Consider the following 17025-nt stretch of genomic DNA (forward strand, 5'->3'; position numbering starts at 1 on the left):
CTAAGCGGGATTATCTTCATCAATCGCAATGGTTTGCGCTGGCGAGATGCCCCCAGGGAGTATGGGCCGCACAAGACGCTCTACAGCCGGTGGAAGCGTTGGAGCGAGAAAGGCATTTTCGCCAGGATGATGATCGGGCTGGCCGCCGACCACGGCGAGGAAAAGACCGTGATGATCGACGCGACCTATCTGAAAGCGCACCGCACCGCGACCAGCATGGCCGCGAAAAAGGGGGGCGTGGACGCCTCGTCGGCCGGACCAAGGGCGGCATGAACACGAAGCTGCATGCCATCTGTGACAGCCAGGGCCGACCGCTCGACCTGTTCGTCACCGCATCCCTTCCTTGCCGATCCGCTGGCCGCGGGCCAAGGCTTCCTGGCGCGGTTCCTGATCACCGACCCGCCCAGCGCCATCGGCACACGGTTGCGGCGCGGCCATGACGCCGGCAGCCGGTTGAACCTCGATGCCTTCACGGCCCGGCTGGCCCAGATCCTCGCCACGCCCATGCCGACCGGCGACACGGAACGCGAGTTGCGGCCGGTCACGCTGCCGCTCTCGGCTCGGGCGCGGGATATGCTCTGGCGGTTCTACGAGGAAACCGAACTGGCGCAAGCACAGGGCGGTGCGCTGGAACAGATCCGCTCCTATGGCTCCAAGGCGGCGGAACAGGCCGCGCGCATCGCCGGGGTGCTGACCCTCTGGACCGATCTGGACGCCCGAGAGGTGGCACCCGAGGCGATGGGCTGGGGCATTGAGCTTGCCCGCTTCTATCTGGGCGAGGCCCGACGTCTGGCCGAGGCCGGGGCCATCTCCGAGGAAACCAACCGGGCCGAGATGCTGCGCCGCTGGCTGCTGGATAGCTGGCCGCATCAGGATGTGACGCCCTCGGAAATCCTGAACCGGGGGCCGAACTCGATCCGTGAGCGGGCCAAGCTGTCTAAGCTGCTGGTGCAACTCGTTCAGAATGGCTGGCTCATGCCCTTGCAAGAGGGCGAGGTGATCCGGGGTGCAGCGCGGAAGGAAGCCTATCGCATCGTGAGGGCTGGCCATGCTATTTGACCCACATCCCCAGCGTCACGAATGCGCCTGCCACTGTTGCGATTCCCGCGATTGTCGCGATTCCAGCCCCGATATGGGCATCAAAATCGCGGGAATCGCAGGAATCGCAACGCCCAGAGGTCGAAATTGCGTCGGCAGTGATGCCTTGCAAGGTCTGATGGGCCGGCAGGGACAGCCCGGCGCAGATCGAAGCGCCCCGGCCTGCGATTGTCGCGATTCCGCGATTTTGCCGGCCCCGTTGGTCACCGTCCGCCCCGGCCCCGTCCTTCACGTCTGGCAGGATGGTCAGCAGACGGCCGCAATCACCCTCGCGCCCAGCGCAGCCCTTTGTCTCGCGGCAGATCTGCTGCGGGCCTTGCAGGCCCTCAATCTCAAGGAATCCCCATGAACGCACACGGCAGCGATGGTGCGGCGGACATGCTGGCCGCTGGCGCCGCGGGTGTTTCGCGCGGCGTGACCGGCCTTGCGGATCTTCCCGGCATGCTGACGGGGGGCGTCGGTAAGCTGGCGTCCTCCGGGCTTGAACATGCCGGCGTGGTTTCTCCGGGTGTCGCCCAGGGCATGCGCAATGCCTTCGACATGATGCCGGCGGGTAGTGGCAACTTGTTCCGGGGAACGGCCGCCGCCGCGACAGGGGGCGCCAGTGAGTTCCGAGGCAATACCACCGCCGGGAAATACGCTGGGACCGTGGGCGAATTCGTTCCGTCCGCCATGGTGATGCCCGGCGCTCCGCTGTCGAATGCCCTGCGATATGGCGTTGTTCCCGGCCTTGCGTCGGAAACAGCAGGACAACTTGCTGAGGGGCTGCCAGGAGAGCAATTGGCGCGCGCCGCCGCAGGCATGCTGGCTGCCCCCATGGCGAACCTTGCAGAGCGCGGGGTAAGGCGGGCGATTAGCCCTCATGGCGGCGCAGATCAGGGCCGCCTCGCTCTTGCGCGCGTTCTCGATGATGCAGGCGTTCCTGTCTCGGCCGGCCAGCGCGTCGGCAACGAGGCCCTGCGCCGCAAGGAAGGCATGACCAATGCCGGGCAGGCGCTGAACGATACCCAGCGCGAGGCGCTGACGCGCGCGGCTCTCAGGACCGCAGGGACGGATGCCAGCCGCGCTACGCCCGAGGTGCTGGCGGATACGGCGAGGCGGATCGGATCGGTTTTCGATGATGTGGCGCGCGGCGTGGATGTGACCCCGGAGCCTGCCACGCTCAATGCCCTCGCCGCCGCGAATGAAACCTACAAGCAGCTTGCCCCGAAATCATCCCAGGCGCCCATTATCGGGGAGGTCGTCAAGCGCATGACGGGTGCGTTCAGGACGGGCCAGGCCATCCCGGCCAGCACGGTCAATTCGTGGCGGTCAAGCCTGTCGAAGCTGACCACCAGCAGCGACGGCGCAACCCGCTCCGCCGCTATCGAGGCGCTGGGCGCGCTTGATGATGCCCTTGCATCGACCCTGACCAGCATGGGGCGCACCGATGACGTGGCGCGTCTGGCGACAGCGCGCGAGCAATGGCGCAATTTCCTGGCCATCCAGAAGGCAGCCACCGGAGCCGGCGAAAACGCTGCGGCTGGTATTCTGTCGCCTTCTGCGCTCAGGAATGCTGTCGTTCAGCAAGGGCGTTCATCCTATGCCCAAGGCGCAAGGGGCGAACTCGGCAATCTCGCACGGGCGGGCGAAGGCATCCTACGGCCTTTGCCGAACTCGGGAACGGCGCAAAACATCCAGGCGATGGGGCTTCCCGGTCTGGGGTGGGCGTCCGCGGGCGCTGGCCTCGGTTCTCTTGCAGGCGGTCCTACCGGCGGCGCTCTTGGGGCTGCTGCTGGGACAGTCATGCCCGGCCTGCTGGGAATGGCACGAATGTCGCGTCCGGCGCAGAACTGGCTGGCTAACCAGACGGTCGGCCGAGGCACCGATATACTGCCCCGGAATGCCCTGTCGCCGGTCCTGGCGGCGCTCTTGGGGCTGAAAGAGGATTGAGGGCATGTCAATGCAGGAGCCCATCCAGATCTACCATTCCGGCGCCGAGCTTGCCGCCCGGAGAAAGGCCGCTGGGCTCAAGCAGCGTGAGCTTGCCCAGCGCGCCGGCTGCGGTCGTTCCGCTGTCCAATATTGGGAGCGCCGCAGCCGGCTCGATCCCACATCCTGGGCGGTCGCAAGGATGGCGCAGGCCCTGGGTTGGGTTCTCCCGGCCCGCATAGTGCACCATAACGCGCACGCGCGGGGAAGGGGTCTTAGGCGCGAAATCGCGGAAGCCGATGCTTTGGCGGCTGCCATGTTCGAGGAATGGAAAGCCCGAGAAGTCCAGCGCGCGGCAACCCGCCGTGTCGTCTGCGGCGCCAAGACCCGGAAAGGAACGCCATGCCGCTGCAAGTCCGAGCCGGGCAAGCGGCGCTGCAAGTTTCATGGCGGCAAGTCTACCGGGCCCAGAACGCCCGAGGGGATCGAGCGCATCAGGGAGGCGCAGCGGCGGCGTTGGAAGGCCGAGGCAGCCCGCGCTCATGCTGATTGCCGCTGCTGATGGCGGCGGGCCGCTGAGCAAGCGCACAGGGCTGGTGCTGCTGGACAAGCGCCGCGCCGGCTGCGGCGATTAAAAAGCCGGACCCGAAGGCCCGGCCGTTTCAACTGGTTCACATGCACTCGTTCACTGCGCGCTCAACTACAGAGAGTTTTTGCCGCGGGGAAGTTGTCCCTTTGGACACTTACAGGCATGTAAGCACCCATCGGCCATCCAACCCGGCAGCCCCAGGAGCACGAATAAAAGCCCGCCAAAAATAGGCGAGCTGCACTCGTTACCGTTCCTCGTCCGCGCGAAATGATCGGACGCTCAATGAACGTCTCATGGGGCGCTGGGTTCCGTAAAAAGCCCCCGCCACGGAGCGTAGCGGAGGCAAGTTGGTGGAACCCCGTATTCGCCATCCATGAAGCCCACGCGCCAAGAGGAAGACGCAGGGGCTGCCGCGCAAGGTTCCGATTATGCGAGGCAGGGAGGAACGCGCGGGATGGCGGGCGGTTCCGGGCATGAAGAAGCCCCGCCGGTGAGGGCGGGCATATGAGTCCGTGCTATCAACCCCAGCCTGTGTTATAATGCTGCATCCCGGCGGAATTCTCGCCGCGGTGTGATGGAGGACCTGTCATGGTCCGAGAAAGCAAAGTCCCGCAAACCGAGGCCCAGATGCTTCAAACTGCGGTGGATGCCATGGACAACGAGGGCGGACCCGGCAACGCCACCGAAGTCAAACGCGACAAGGAAAAGGCGGCGCAAGCGGCTCACGACGCCAAGGTCGATGCCTGGAACAAGGGATACGAAGCCTTGGCCGACTAGCGGAGCGTTCATGGGCAAGTCGGCGGCGGGGGAAACCTCGCCGTTTTCGTTTTCGGCATGAAGAAGCCCCGCCGGAGCGGGGCTGGGGTTAGTTATTTCGGGGCGGGGAGTGATCGGTTCTTGAATGCCTCCACCGCGATTGTAGCGGCGGGTGCCTCCAATTGCCCTGCTTTTACCTTCGATACCAAGTATTTTGGCAGCCCGTTGGCAAGGTAGTGCTCACGCATCCAGCGCCTGAACTCTGGAAGGGCGTCGTCGGGATAGCAGTTGGCTGGCTGCGGGTTCGATGCCGATTGCGGGAAATAGTCCGGGTAGTTGTGGTGGAACTGCCGCCGCATCCCATAGACATTGTCTAGGTTGTCCGCCGTCCAGTGCTTTCCCCAAGCCTGCCCAACGCTGATGTCGGGGATGAACCCGTTGCCAAGCTTCGCCCCGCTTTGCAGCAGGGTAACGAACATTTCCGCTATTTCTTTGAATACACAGAAATATCCAGCCGGGACATTATCATAGACCAACGACACGCGGTCCTGATACTGCTGCCATGCGACATCAACTGCGCCGCTTGGGTTGTATCCGACTTGCGCATAGATGAAGTCTCGGAAGCCTTTCCGCGCCAGCGCCCGATATGCCTTGAGAGCCTGACCGTCTCCGCCTCTTGCTTCGAAGGCGTAATACTCCAGTATCGCCATACATACTGTGTCCGGGATTGTGTGATGGAGCACCCCGTTCTTCTCGACCGGGAAAAACACAATCCCATCATTGCCACCTTGGCCTTTGATCAACTCTCTGATTTGACGGGCGCGTGGCTTTTCGGGGTCGTTTAGAAGCTGATCAGTGACACGAACAATCACGGAGTGATCTACTCCGCACATCCTCGCCAGCCCCCTGATCGTCAGGTATGACGTGCCATTTGACAGCACGCCCATTTCGACCCCATCAACCTCCCGCTCTGCCGCGATTCTCAACGGCAATTCTTTCTGTTCACGGGTGGTGCTCAAAGAGCGTGATTTTGCCATATTTTAGTTCCGTTTCAACGCGTTGAAGTGGTGCTGAACGGCCTGTTTTGAGGCTGTTCCGCATGGCTCTTGGAAACGCATTGCTGGACAGAACTTCTCGCATGGTTCACAAACGAGTTGCACAAGAGCGGCCCAGCAATGCGCCGTAACAAAGGGTCATCACGCACAGCGTGGTGGCCTTTGTTACTTTTGCATACTGGCGTGCGCCTGTGTGGCTATCAACTTGTTTTTTCTGTTAACTAACTGGCTGAATTATGGCGGCAGCAGCTACGCGCCCCTCACCCTCTCCGCCGCCTCACTCCCAATCCCTCAACATATCCGCCCAATCGCACAGCATCCGCTCTGCGCCGAAATCGCCCTGGCGGTGCCGTTCCTCCGCCGCCACCAGCAGCATGTCCGGCAATTCCTCCGCAGGGATTGTGCCCGGCTTTAGCGCCTGCAATCGTAGCAGTCCCAGCACCACGCGTGCCGCCGCCTCGATCTGTTCAGCGTCCTCGGTTCTCAACTCGGGCATTACTGCTGGCACCGCCCCTTGCCAATGCTGATGGTGTGGCGGGTCGGCCCCGGATGGTCAGGCGCAATGGAGGCCACCTTGACCTGCACCGCGCAATCCCGGCTGCTGACCTCGTATCCCTCGGCCGTCTTTTCGATGCGCTCGATGGGCTGCTGCTTGAGAGCGTCGGCCAGCCGGTTGTCGCCCAGCACCGCATGCAGGATTCTCGAACTGTCCCAGTAGCCGCTTAGTGCAGCAGACGCTGGAAGGGCTGGCGCCATCAGCACCGACGCGATGATCAAGCTTGTCGTGAAACGCATGTTCTGTTCCTCTCGACCGGGGGAGCGGTAGGCCCTCTGATGGGGTTGCTGGCCGTTCCTACAACTCAAACTCATCCTCAAGCCGGATAGCCGTGCCGTCAACGATTGCCTTGATCTGCTCGACGGGCCATCGCTGATGAGTCCCTATCTTGCAGGGACCGGGCAAAGACCCATGATTAACAAGGTCGGCGAACTCCTTTGGCGTCATATCCAGGAGCTTTGCAGCAGTTTCGAGCCGCACGAATATCGGCTGAACATTGCTTCGTCTCGCCATTTTCTCGCTCTGACTGCCCTAGCTCCAACAATCTGAGCGATGGCCAGATGACCGTCAAGCCTACAGGGTGGGGCGGCGGCTTATGCCTCATCCCCGACCGCCTCGGCCGCATACTGTTGAACAGCACCGGGCGTAATCGAGGAAATCAACCGAAAATCAAATCGCACGGGCTCATAGCGTCGGGCTTGATTCCCGGCAGGGGGGTTAGTTCCCCGACGCCATGTGGTATCATGATACTGACCCGGCTGTGACCCACGGAAAAACGGAGCCATCACCATGCCAGCACCCGACCCTTGGGCCATCAGCATAGAGGAAAGGCCGAACGGCTGGTCTGTCCAATACGATACCTTCATGCTCTCAGGGCGCACGCAGAGGCTGGCGCGAGCCAAGCGGATATTGTCGAACCTGCGGAAGAATGGTTGGTGCTGTGCATGGTGCGGCCAACCCGTACCAGAGTTCCGCAGGGCCGATGCCGTGTTCTGTCGTGAATCATGCAGGAAGCGTGCGGCGCGCTCGCGGAGAGCGGAGAGGTCGCGCGCCGCCAAGTTTGGCTGAGCGGCGCGCGCGCCAGCTTTACGCGGGCAAGAGCCGATCAGGGGCGGCCGATACCGTATCGCGTCGGCCCGCCCCGTCTGGCATGCGGTCGCATAAAACTGACAGCCCGTCATCCGATAGCCAAGCCACCCGGAGCAATTCGCCCGTTTTGATACAGCGCACCCAGGTGCCGGTTTCGAGGTTCTTCATGGCAGATCCTTTCGCTCATCCCCGACCAGATGGCCGGCGCCACCACCATGGGGCTGGCGGTGAGAAAGCCACATGCACCGCCCGGCGGAAGGAGGCCTACGAGGCGCTGCACCCGGAGACGCGGCATGGTGTGGCGGGCGCTGTAGCAAAGCACGGAGGTGCAGATGCAAAGTCTGCGTCTGCATCGTTCGCCGACGACCAAGCGTCGAAAACGGGACAGGCCAAGCGCCACAGCCTATGCTTGTCGATGAAACGACATGTCATCGAGAACCGCTTTGATGAAGATACCCACGAGCGCTGCAAAGCCGAACGTGATAGCACCCGATAGACCGCCTCCGACATGGTTCGGCTCAAGTTCCAGGAATGACGCAACCGCTGGAAGGCGAAGGAGATAGTCTGCGGGGTAGGTCCACAGCCACGCGATACCGCCGGTTATGTCAGAGATTGAAAGCCCTGGTTCGCAGTTGAATCCCGACCACCCGGCTTCTGGCCATGCGAACCGGGACTGCCCGAAGGCCGCTTCTGAGGTCTTGGCGCATTCTGCCCACTGCATGGTTATGCCTCGCCGTTGATAGCCGCTCTCGGGCTGCTGCTTTCAATCCTGTCTCGGGCCGGACTCCTAGAGGCTAGGGCAATCCGCGTCTTTCTTCCAAGTATATGCGTATCATTTCCGGGCGTGAGGGCGCCGGGTCCAGTTTTGTGCGTTCTGCATCAAGCCACGCTAGGAGAGCGGGTTGCAGGCGGACCCCGACAAGCGTCCCGGTTTCGGGTGGGCGGCGGCGTTTCGTGTTATCATGAGTTGACGCATTCATGATCCGGTGTTAACACGAAAGCGGGCCGGGCGGAAGTCCTACGTTCCACCCGGCCCTGACCGAAACCCTGATCTATGGAGGATCAGCGAATGGCTAACCATTGCCATAACACAGGCGTATTGCCTGCCGCCAGCCTTGCCAAAGTTCCCGACGCAGAGCGAAAGCTGATCGCTGAAAAGCTACGCCTCGCTCTGGATGAAATCGAAACCGGCAGGGGCGACTATCAGTCCGTCCGCAACGCCGTTGCCTTCCAGCGCGAGGCGCTTCTGATCGGCCATCGCCGACTTGACCGCATGGAGGGCGTGGCATGACCCGGAGTGAGAAAGACCGCATCGCCCAGGCAATCGCCCGGATCGAGGGTTACATTGCCATCGTGGCGGCGCAGGGCGTTCCCCTGCCGATCCTCGGCCTGGAACTCGCTGCAAGCGACCTTCGTCGGATCGGGGGTGCGGCATGACCTATGCGGAACAAGTGAAAGCCGAGGTCGCGGCGCGCTATGGCGTTCCGGTTCTCTGCGACGTGCATATCATCCCGCGTGGGATTTCCAGCTTCGATCCTATGGCGTCGAGGAACTTCAAGGCGATCCGTGATGCTCAGATTGCCGCCATTCGCCGCAGCCAACGGCTACGGGTGGCCGAGCGGCAGGAGGGAAAGCGGCAGAAGGCGAAGCAGCCCCGCCCGCCTCGGGTGAACCCGAAGCTGCTGGCCGATATGATCAAGTGCGAGGTTGCCCTGCGTGGGGATATGGATGCGCTGTCTCGCGCGGTCCTGTCCCTGCGCTGCGAGGGCAAGACCCATCGGCAGATCGCCGCGGAAACTGGTCGGGCCGTGAGCCAAGTGCATGGCATCCTCAAGCGCGCAATCCAGAAGGGGGTTGCTTGCGAAGCCATCGCGAGCGACTGCGGTGTGCATGGCCGCTGACTTCTTGGCCCGCCCCGGAAGGGGGTGAGCGCATTGGCCGACGCGAGCCCTCGCATCATGCGGGGGCTTTCGCATGGAGGCGAAGGGTGCCGTATCGGCCGTATGGGTGCCGCCGCGGCCTTGCCGTCCGATGCCTTCCATCCCTGCTACATCCGCTACTTCCGCGGCAAAATCGCAACCGAATAGCAGCACGTTGCGATTTCTGGCCGTCGCGAAAACCCAGCCAGAGAGCCCTTTCTGACGACCCGAGGGCCGAGAATCGCGGAATAGCGAAAATCGCAGGAGGACGCATGTCGGCCGCTACCGCTTTTTTTCAGTCACCCTACCTGTGTCCAAGATGGACGCGATGGGCGGCCGGGCAGATCGAAAGCAGCCGCCACCGGGCAACCGTCCTGGTGCGCTCACGGCCCGGCGACAGATCGCGCGGGCGGGGCAGAGGCTGGCTCTAATCCATCCCAGGGCGTGGCCCATCCGCATCACTCACGACCGCAATCGGCAGCAGCCAACCGCGCGCCATTAAGGGGGCTTAAGGGTGGTCTGGATAATTCATCATGCGCTTAACTACATGAAAAAATTATGTTTTTCTGGAAATATTGGTGCGGGCGGCGGGACTCGAACCCGCACAGGCTTGCGCCCCAGGGAGTTTAAGTCCCATGCGTCTACCATTCCGCCACGCCCGCGCCGGGATTGGCTAGCGGGCGGGACGGAGATTGGCAAGCCTCAGTCGCCGCCCCCGTCGCTCGCCGCCCCCGTCGCCGGGCCTGTCAATAGCTGTGCGTCGGTCGGTCGAAGACCTTGCGCCCCATCAGCGAGCCGACCAGATCGACCATCAGCTTGGCGGTGCGGCCCCGCTCGTCCAGGAACGGGTTCAGTTCGACCAGGTCGAGCGAGGTCATCAGGCCGCTTTCGTGCAGAAGCTCGCAAACCAGATGCGCCTCGCGGAAGGTGGTGCCGCCGGGGACGGTGGTGCCGACGGCGGGCGCGATCGAGGGGTCGAGGAAATCCACGTCCAGCGACACATGCAGCATGCCGTTCTCGGCCTGCACGCGATCAAGGAATTCGCGCAGCGGTGCGACGATGCCGCGTTCGTCCAGCACGCGCATGTCGTTCACGATGATTTCGGTTTCGCGCAGCGCGGCGGATTCGGCGCTGTCCACGCTGCGGATGCCGAACATGCAGATGTTCCTGCCCGGGATCGGGGCCGGGAAGGCGGGAAACGGGTCGAAGCCCGCCCGCCCCGAGGCATAGGCCAGCGGCGTGCCGTGCAGGTTGCCCGAGGTGGTGGTCTCGACGGTGTGGAAATCGCTATGCGCGTCCAGCCACAGCACGAATTGCGGCCGTCCCGCCGCCCGGGCATGCGCGGCCACACCGGCCAGGGAGCCAAGCGCCAGCGCATGATCGCCGCCCAGAAAGATCGGCATGCCCTCTTCCATCGCCGAGCAGCCGGAGGCCCGCAGCGCCTCGGTCCAGGCGATGATCTCGGGCAGGTGATGCACGGCCGGATTGGCGCAGGCCTGGCCTCGGCCCGGGGCGGGGCTAAGATCGCCGCGATCCTCGACCGTATGGCCCAGATCGATCAGGGTCGAGGCCAGTCCGGCCACGCGATAGGCGGCGGGGCCCATCAGGCAGCCGGGCCGCCGTTGCCCCTCGTCCACCGGGGCGCCGATCAGGATGCAATGGGTCATGCGCGCTCCTTCCTGTCTCCTGCCCTTGAAAAGAACATGCCCGGCTGCGGAAAGTCCACAGCCGGGCAGGCAGATGTTCAGGAAAAGGGCGCTTAGAAACTCGCCGTCAGGCCCAGCCAGAGGCGACGACCCTCCTGGACCGTGTTGAAATCGGTCTCGAGAACCTCTTCGTTGAAGACGTTGTAGACGGCGGCGTTGAGGGTCGCCATCTCGTTGATCCGATAGTTCGCGCCGATATCGACGGTCGTGTAGGGCGAGTATTTGCGCCCGGTCTGGCCGTTGATCTCGACTTCGCGACCGTTGCTGCCGATACGCAGGCCCGAGGCGATTTCCGAACCATGGTAATTGGCCGAGAGCCAAGTATCCAGCCCTTCGACCGGGGTCATCCAGTCGAAACGCAGGCTGGCCATATGCTCGGGGGTGCGCGCCAGCGGGAAGCCCGCGAATTCGCCGGTCTTCTGCTCGGATTTCGTATAGGTATAGGACGCACGCGCAGACAGCGTCGAGGTGATGTCCCAATCGCCGGCCAGTTCCAGGCCGCTGATCTCGGCTTTGTCGACGTTGAAGTTCTGGATGATGCGGCGGTAATACAGCTCGCCGTCCGAGCCCAGATATTGGGGACCGTCCGTCCAGTATTCGTGTTCGTCGATCACCCCGTCGCCGTCGGTGTCCCGGCCAACGCTTTTTTGCTGCAGCTTGTTGTCGAACTTCGTGTGGAAGGCCGTGGCGCTGAGAGTGAAGGTGTCGGCCTCATAGACCGTGGACAGCTCGAAGTTCAGGGTTTCTTCCGGCTTCAGGTCCGGATTGCCCAGGATCACGGCGCAGGAGGGCGGCGTGTTGCTGGCGCAGCCCGCGCCGCCGCTGGTATAGGCGTAGCCCGGGATGATCGAACGTAGTTCGGGCGTCTTGTAGCCGGTCGAGATGCCGCCCTTCACGGTCAGGTTCGGCGTGGCGTTCCAGACCCCGTAGATGCGGGGCGCGACATGGCCGCCGTAGAATTCGTTATCGGTATAGCGCACGCCCAGGGTCAGGGCGAAATCGTCGCGCAGGCGCCATTCGTCCTCGACATAAAGCGACCATTCATCGCCTTGGAACTTTTCGTCGCGGGGCTCTTCGCCCGGTGCCACGGCGCCGGGGTTCTGGTCGAAGATCTCGGTGCGCAGGAACTGGCCGCCCACGGTCAGCCTGTGCTCGCCGTTCCAGGACAGGGTCCGGGTCGCCTTGCCGTCCAGAACCGAGTTGCGCACTTCGGGCGAGCGCAGGTTCTCGACGAATTCGGCGCCGGCTGCGGTGCGGCTGTAGGAGGTGCGTTCGCCGGTTTCCTGCGAGAAGCTGAGCTCGGTATCCAGATCCGCAAAGCTGCCCTTGTGGGTCAGCGACCAGTGGTCGCGGTCATGGTCGCGATAGCCCAGATCGCCATAATCCTCGGCGGTGATCTGGGTGCGGCCGGCCTCCAGCAGCACCTGGTTCTGGTCATCCACATGCCAGGTCAGCCGTGCGCCCAGGTCGTAGTCGTCCGAGCCGCCGGGCCCGCCGGAAATCGACGAGGCGTCCTGGTCGAACTTGCGACCCCACACCTGCAGACCAAGCGTATTGGCGATCAGCGGACCCGAGGCGTAGAACGAAGTCTGCCGGCTGTTCTCGAAGCCTTCCTCGTCCTGGATCACGGTCTCGACCGAAACCGAGCCGGTCCAGCTGTCGGCGACCGGCTTGGTGATGATGTTGATCACCCCGCCCATGGCATCCGAGCCGTAAAGCGAGGACATCGGCCCGCGCACGACCTCGATGCGGTCGATGGCGGCGATCGGAGGGATGAAGCTCTGCTCATAGCCGGCATTGCCGTTGGTGCGCGAATCGCGGGTGCTCTGGCGCTTTCCGTCCACAAGGATCAGGGTGTATTGCCCCGGCAGGCCGCGGATGAAGATGTCCGCTTCATTGGCGGTGCCGGTCGTGACGACGCCCTGAACCTCTTTCAGCGCATCGGTCAGGCTGGTGAAGTTGCCCTTTTGCAGTTCCTCGGCAGTGATGACCGAGATGCTGGCGGGCGCTTCCTTGATGTTCTGCTCGAAACCTGCGGCGGTGATGACGATGTTGTCCAGGACGACGACATCGGCATTTTCCTCTTGCGCCAGGGCCATCGCAGGCGCGCAAAGCGCCGTCAGCGACAGCAGGGCTGCGCGCAGGTTGCGATTGGCTCGCAGGCGGGCAGGGGGATGGGATGGAAAGGACGGCATCGTCACCTCTCGACAACAGGAACAGGTTTTTGCCTGGGCCGAGAGGGCGAGAGAGGGAGTGCCAAGACCTGGGTAGCTGCCGGCGATTAACCAGCCTCTCTTTCGCGGGACAAGGGATCATCCCGTTTGGGAAGGGTTCTGTGGCACGAATGCCACAGGATCGCGTCATTTTGCCGCAGGGCGTGGGTCGGGGTCAGCCGCGGATGCCCTTGAAGCGGTCCTGCCATTCGTCGCGGCTTTCGTCGCTGATCTTGGCGAAAAGCACCTCGGGCACGGTAAAGGCATGGCCGGCGGGCAGGGCCTCCAGCGCCGCGCGGACATCGTCGGGCCAGTCGCGGTTCTCGGTCTGCATCGCCGCCAGCATCGCATCCGCCGCGAAGGGGATGAAGGGCGCGGACAAAACCGCGTAAAGCCGGATCAGGTTCAGCCCCAGCCGGACCTGCATCGCCGCCTTGTCCGGGTCGGTCTTGAAGGTCGACCAGGGTGCTGCCGATTGCAGGTATTCGTTGCCAAGCACCCAGATCGCGCGCAACTCCGCCGCCGATTTGCGGACCTCGACATGGTCCATGAAGCCTTCATAGGCGCGGATGCGGGTGGTCAGCGCCTGGATCAGCGCCTCTTCCTCGGGGCCGTAGCTGCCGCCCTGGGGGATCGTCTCGCCGAACTTGCTGCGGCAGAACTTGGTGATCCGGCTGACAAAGTTGCCCAGCACGTCCGCCAGGTCCTTGTTCACGGATTGCTGGAAATTGTCCCAGGTGAACTCGCTGTCGCCCGATTCGGGGGCGTGGGACAGAAGCCACCAGCGCCAGTAATCGGCGGGCAGGATCGACAGCGCCTGATCCATGAACACGCCGCGTCCCTGGCTGGTCGAGAACTGGCCGCCGTCATAGGTCAGGTAATTGAAGCTCTTGATGTAGTCGACCAGCTTCCACGGCTCGCCCGAGCCGATGATCGTCGCCGGGAAGGACAGCGTGTGGAAGGGCACGTTGTCCTTGCCCATGAACTGGGTATAGGTCACGTCCTCGGCGCCCTCGTCCAGGCGCCACCAGCGGCGCCAGGCGCTGTCGGGCTCGCCGCGCTTGTCGGCGCCCTCGGCGGTGGCGGCGATATATTCGATGGGCGCGTCGAACCAGACGTAGAAGACCTTGCCCTCCATCCCCGGCCAGGGCTTGTCGCCCTTTTTCACCGGGATGCCCCAGTCGAGGTCGCGGGTGATGCCGCGATCCTGCAAGCCGTCGCCGTCGTTCAGCCATTTCCTGGCGATCGACGTGGTCAGGATCGGCCAGTCGGTCTTGCTGTCGATCCAGGCGGCGATCCGGTCCTTCAGCGAGCGCTGGCGCAGGTAGAGGTGCTTGGTCGCCCGCACTTCCAGATTGGTCGAGCCGGAAATGGCCGAGCGCGGCTCGATCAGGTCGGTCGGGTCCAACTGCTTGGTGCAGTTCTCGCACTGGTCGCCGCGCGCCTTGTCATAGCCGCAATTGGGACAGGTGCCCTCGATATAGCGGTCGGGCAGGAAGCGGCCGTCGTCGATGGAATAGACCTGCCGCTCCTCGACCTCGGCGATATAGCCGTTCTCGTCCAGCTTGCCGGCGAAATGCTGGGTCAGCACATGGTTGCGCTCGCTGGAAGAGCGGCCGAAATGATCGAAGGAAAGGCCGAAATTGCGCGCGATTTCCGCCTGGACCTCATGCATCTCGGCGCAATAGACGGCTATCGGCTTGCCGGCCTTGGCGGCGGCAAGCTCGGCGGGGGTGCCGTGTTCGTCGGTTGCGCAGATGAACATCACCTCATTGTCGCGACCCCGCAGATACCGGGCGTAAAGGTCCGCCGGAAGCTGCGAGCCGACAAGATTGCCGAGATGCTTGATCCCGTTGATATAGGGGATCGCCGAGGTGATGAGATGCCGCGCCATGTTCGGATCCTGTTGGGTTTCTTGCGCTTCTTTATCCAGCACGGGCGGCGAAGGCCAGCGGTTCGGGCGGTTTTCGCCGCGCCCCGGACGCGCCACCCGACCAGAGGATCAGCAGGCCGCCTCCCGGCAGGCCAGCGCCTTGCGGATGACATCGGGCACGCTGGCGCTGAGTGGCAGGCGTCCGGCCAGGATGTCCGCGACCGTAACCCAGCGCGCGTCCAGCGCATCGTCCGCCGCCACCGGCTCGCCCGCGACATGGTCGCACAGCACCGCCGCCAGCAGGAAATGAAAGCGCAGCGCGCCATCCGCGCCGCGCTCGATCACGTCGATATTGTCCAGATAGGCGCGTGGCCGGCCGACGACGCCGGTTTCCTCGGCCAGTTCGCGCGCTGCCGCGTCAAGCGCGGTCTCGCCCGGCTCGACATGGCCGCCGGGGAAACCCCAGAGCCCCGCATCGGGCGGGTTGCGGCGCTGCACCAGCAGCGCGCGGGCCATGTCGCCTGCGCCGTCCAGCGTGACGGCCAGCGCCGCGAGCCGGGGAAAGCGGGGCACCTAGCGCCTGCGGTCCCGGCGCGAGCTCATCGGCTGGAAGGCCACGCCGACATGGGCCTCGCAATAGGGTTTGCCGGGCATCGAGGGCAGGCCGCAGAACCAGAACTTGTCGGTCGCCGGGTCGCCGATGGGCCATTTGCAGGTGCGCTCGGTCAGTTCCATCAGCGTCAGCTTGCGGGCGCGCTTCTCGACCTCGCGCACCGAGGCCAGCGCCTCGGGGCTGATCTCGTTGGCCGAAGGCTGCGGCGGCAGCGGCTGGCCGGCCGGCACGATGGGACGGCGGTTGAAGCTTGCCGGCTGCGGTGCCGGCTCGGGCGCCGGTTCCGGCGCAGGGGCGGCCGCAGCGGCGGGCTTGGGCACGGGGGCGGGCGCCGGGGCGGGGACGGGCTTGGGCTCGGGTGCCGCCGCGGCGACGGCGGGTTTCGCGACGGGTTCGGGCGCGGGGTCCGCGCCGTCCTCGGTGCGATTCGACAGGCCCAGGCGGTGGACCTTGCCGATCACTGCGTTGCGGGTCACGCCGCCCAGCTCCTTGGCGATCTGGCTGGCCGACTGGCCTTCGGCCCACATGCGTTTCAACGTCTCGACGCGCTCGTCGGTCCAGGACATGGTTTGCCTTTCCTGCACCGGGATGCGTCCCGGCGCTCTTCGTGCTAGTGGCTTCAATTCCGCAAGACCCGGCCTTAAATCCGGGGATAGCCAGATTTACCCATCCGAGCCCGCAAATTCAAGGAGCCCCGATGCAGCCGATCCAGTCCCGCCCCGGATTTCGCCAGATGGGGGTGCGCCGCTTTGGCCGGGTGAACTGGCTGGGCCTTTATACGCTCAGCCGTCGCGAGATCATGCGCTTCATGAGCGTGTGGCAGCAGACCATCTTTGCGCCGCTGATGACCTCGGCGCTGTTCGTGATCGTCTTTGCGCTTGCGCTGGGGCAAAACCGGGGCGAGGTGATGGGCCTGCCCTACCTGGCCTTTCTCGGCCCGGGCATCCTGATGATGACGGTGATCCAGAACGCTTTCGCCAACACCTCCTCCAGCATCATCTCGGCCAAGATGCAGGGCAACATCGTCGATACGCTGATGCCGCCGCTTTCGGCGGGCGAGATCCTGGCCGGCTATCTGATCGGCGCGGTGACCCGCGCGCTGATCGTCGGCGCCGCCATAGCCGCCGGCATGGCGCTGGTCATCGGGCAGGGGGTGGCGCATCCGCTCTGGGCGCTGACATTCATCGTGCTGGGCGCCTTGCTGATGGGCGGGCTGGGGCTGCTGGCCGCGATCGTGGCGCAGAAATTCGACCAGATGGCGGTCATCACCAATTTCATCGTGACGCCGCTGTCCTTCCTGTCGGGCACCTTCTATTCGGTCGAGGCGCTGCCCGAGCCGTTCCGGGTGCTGGCGCATTGGAACCCGATCTTCTACCTGATCGACGGTGCGCGCTACGGCATCGCCGGCGTCTCGGATGCGCCGGTGCTGCGCGGGCTGGCGGTCTGCGCGCTGACGGTGGCGCTGGTGCTGTTCACGGCATGGCGCTGGCTGGCCTCGGGCTATCGCATGAAGCCATGAAAACCCCGTTGCACGGCGCACGCTTCCGCGCTATGCGACGGGACATGATCGTTCGGACCGCCCATATCGCCCGTCCCCGACGTTGACGCCTTCAACGTCCGATCCCGCCTGCCTTACCGCCTTTCCGT

16 protein-coding genes, 1 tRNA gene and 1 pseudogene are annotated in these 17025 nt (G+C 64.1%); 9 read left to right on the top strand and 9 right to left on the bottom strand.

Annotated elements, in window-relative coordinates; translation table 11 throughout:
• From BLT64_RS18865 to BLT64_RS18890, 5 genes and pseudogenes are all read left to right on the top strand, one after another.
• A pseudogene (locus tag BLT64_RS18865) lies at nucleotides 1-335 on the top strand (IS5-like element IS1248A family transposase); the annotation flags it as partial.
• Nucleotides 286-1059 (top strand): DUF3987 domain-containing protein, encoded by a 774-nt coding sequence (locus tag BLT64_RS18870; RefSeq protein WP_011748346.1) that lies wholly within the window; start codon nucleotides 286-288, stop codon nucleotides 1057-1059. The pseudogene BLT64_RS18865 and the gene BLT64_RS18870, both read left to right, overlap by 50 nt.
• Before the next feature lie 384 nt (nucleotides 1060-1443).
• Nucleotides 1444-3030 carry a hypothetical protein gene (locus tag BLT64_RS18875; protein ID WP_041529931.1) on the top strand — a complete coding sequence of 529 codons (1587 nt, stop codon included), beginning with the start codon at nucleotides 1444-1446 and terminating at the stop codon, nucleotides 3028-3030.
• Nucleotides 3031-3040: 10 nt separating this feature from the next.
• Nucleotides 3041-3571 carry an HGGxSTG domain-containing protein gene (locus tag BLT64_RS27755; RefSeq protein WP_041529930.1) on the top strand — a complete coding sequence of 177 codons (531 nt, stop codon included), beginning with the start codon at nucleotides 3041-3043 and terminating at the stop codon, nucleotides 3569-3571.
• A gap of 615 nt (nucleotides 3572-4186) precedes the next feature.
• Nucleotides 4187-4375, top strand: coding sequence for a hypothetical protein (locus BLT64_RS18890; protein ID WP_041529929.1), 189 nt, complete (start codon nucleotides 4187-4189; stop codon nucleotides 4373-4375).
• A gap of 92 nt (nucleotides 4376-4467) precedes the next feature.
• Here the strand turns inward: BLT64_RS18890 and BLT64_RS18895 are convergent, their stop codons facing one another.
• From BLT64_RS18895 to BLT64_RS26495, 3 genes are all read right to left on the bottom strand, one after another.
• The gene (locus tag BLT64_RS18895; protein ID WP_011748342.1) at nucleotides 4468-5391 is read right to left on the bottom strand and encodes a BstA C-terminal domain-containing protein; all 924 of its coding nucleotides are present in this window, start codon (nucleotides 5389-5391) and stop codon (nucleotides 4468-4470) included.
• A gap of 295 nt (nucleotides 5392-5686) precedes the next feature.
• A complete protein-coding gene (locus tag BLT64_RS18900) occupies nucleotides 5687-5905 on the bottom strand; it encodes a hypothetical protein (RefSeq protein WP_011748341.1) in 219 nt (72 codons plus the stop codon).
• Entirely contained in the window at nucleotides 5905-6204 is a 300-nt protein-coding gene (locus BLT64_RS26495; protein ID WP_011748340.1) for a hypothetical protein, read from the bottom strand. Before BLT64_RS26495 ends, BLT64_RS18900 begins: the two co-directional genes overlap by 1 nt.
• 1919 nt (nucleotides 6205-8123) lie before the next feature.
• On the opposite strand from BLT64_RS26495, the gene BLT64_RS18915 reads away from it, so the two are divergent.
• Genes BLT64_RS18915 through BLT64_RS18920 form a run of 3 tightly spaced genes read left to right on the top strand, consistent with a single transcriptional unit; the run spans nucleotide 8124 to nucleotide 8955 of the window.
• Nucleotides 8124-8345 carry a hypothetical protein gene (locus tag BLT64_RS18915; protein ID WP_128492944.1) on the top strand — a complete coding sequence of 74 codons (222 nt, stop codon included), beginning with the start codon at nucleotides 8124-8126 and terminating at the stop codon, nucleotides 8343-8345.
• Nucleotides 8342-8491 (top strand): hypothetical protein, encoded by a 150-nt coding sequence (locus tag BLT64_RS26940; RefSeq protein ID WP_157137434.1) that lies wholly within the window; start codon nucleotides 8342-8344, stop codon nucleotides 8489-8491. The genes BLT64_RS18915 and BLT64_RS26940 overlap by 4 nt, the downstream gene beginning before the upstream one ends.
• Nucleotides 8488-8955: a sigma-70 RNA polymerase sigma factor region 4 domain-containing protein gene (locus BLT64_RS18920; RefSeq protein WP_011748337.1), complete on the top strand. Its 468-nt coding sequence runs from the start codon at nucleotides 8488-8490 to the stop codon at nucleotides 8953-8955. Before BLT64_RS26940 ends, BLT64_RS18920 begins: the two co-directional genes overlap by 4 nt.
• 594 nt (nucleotides 8956-9549) lie before the next feature.
• On the opposite strand, the gene BLT64_RS18925 is transcribed toward BLT64_RS18920, so the two are convergent.
• The 6 genes from BLT64_RS18925 to BLT64_RS18950 form a co-directional block, all read right to left on the bottom strand.
• Nucleotides 9550-9635: transfer RNA gene (locus BLT64_RS18925), tRNA-Leu, on the bottom strand.
• Nucleotides 9636-9719: 84 nt separating this feature from the next.
• Nucleotides 9720-10640, bottom strand: coding sequence for an arginase (gene rocF, locus BLT64_RS18930; RefSeq protein WP_011748335.1), 921 nt, complete (start codon nucleotides 10638-10640; stop codon nucleotides 9720-9722).
• Nucleotides 10641-10732: 92 nt separating this feature from the next.
• Nucleotides 10733-12874, bottom strand: a complete 2142-nt coding sequence (locus BLT64_RS18935; RefSeq protein WP_011748334.1) for a TonB-dependent receptor domain-containing protein — start codon at nucleotides 12872-12874, stop codon at nucleotides 10733-10735.
• A gap of 193 nt (nucleotides 12875-13067) precedes the next feature.
• Nucleotides 13068-14786 carry a methionine--tRNA ligase gene (metG, locus tag BLT64_RS18940; RefSeq protein WP_011748333.1) on the bottom strand — a complete coding sequence of 573 codons (1719 nt, stop codon included), beginning with the start codon at nucleotides 14784-14786 and terminating at the stop codon, nucleotides 13068-13070.
• Between the two features lie 108 nt (nucleotides 14787-14894).
• A complete protein-coding gene (locus BLT64_RS18945) occupies nucleotides 14895-15338 on the bottom strand; it encodes an NUDIX hydrolase (protein WP_011748332.1) in 444 nt (147 codons plus the stop codon).
• A complete protein-coding gene (locus tag BLT64_RS18950; protein ID WP_011748331.1) occupies nucleotides 15339-15944 on the bottom strand; it encodes a GcrA family cell cycle regulator in 606 nt (201 codons plus the stop codon).
• 131 nt (nucleotides 15945-16075) lie between these two features.
• On the opposite strand from BLT64_RS18950, the gene BLT64_RS18955 reads away from it, so the two are divergent.
• A complete protein-coding gene (locus tag BLT64_RS18955; protein ID WP_011748330.1) occupies nucleotides 16076-16897 on the top strand; it encodes an ABC transporter permease in 822 nt (273 codons plus the stop codon).
• Nucleotides 16898-17025: the final 128 nt, after the last annotated feature.

The sequence above is a fragment of the Paracoccus denitrificans genome (assembly GCF_900100045.1).
Lineage (GTDB): Bacteria > Pseudomonadota > Alphaproteobacteria > Rhodobacterales > Rhodobacteraceae > Paracoccus > Paracoccus denitrificans.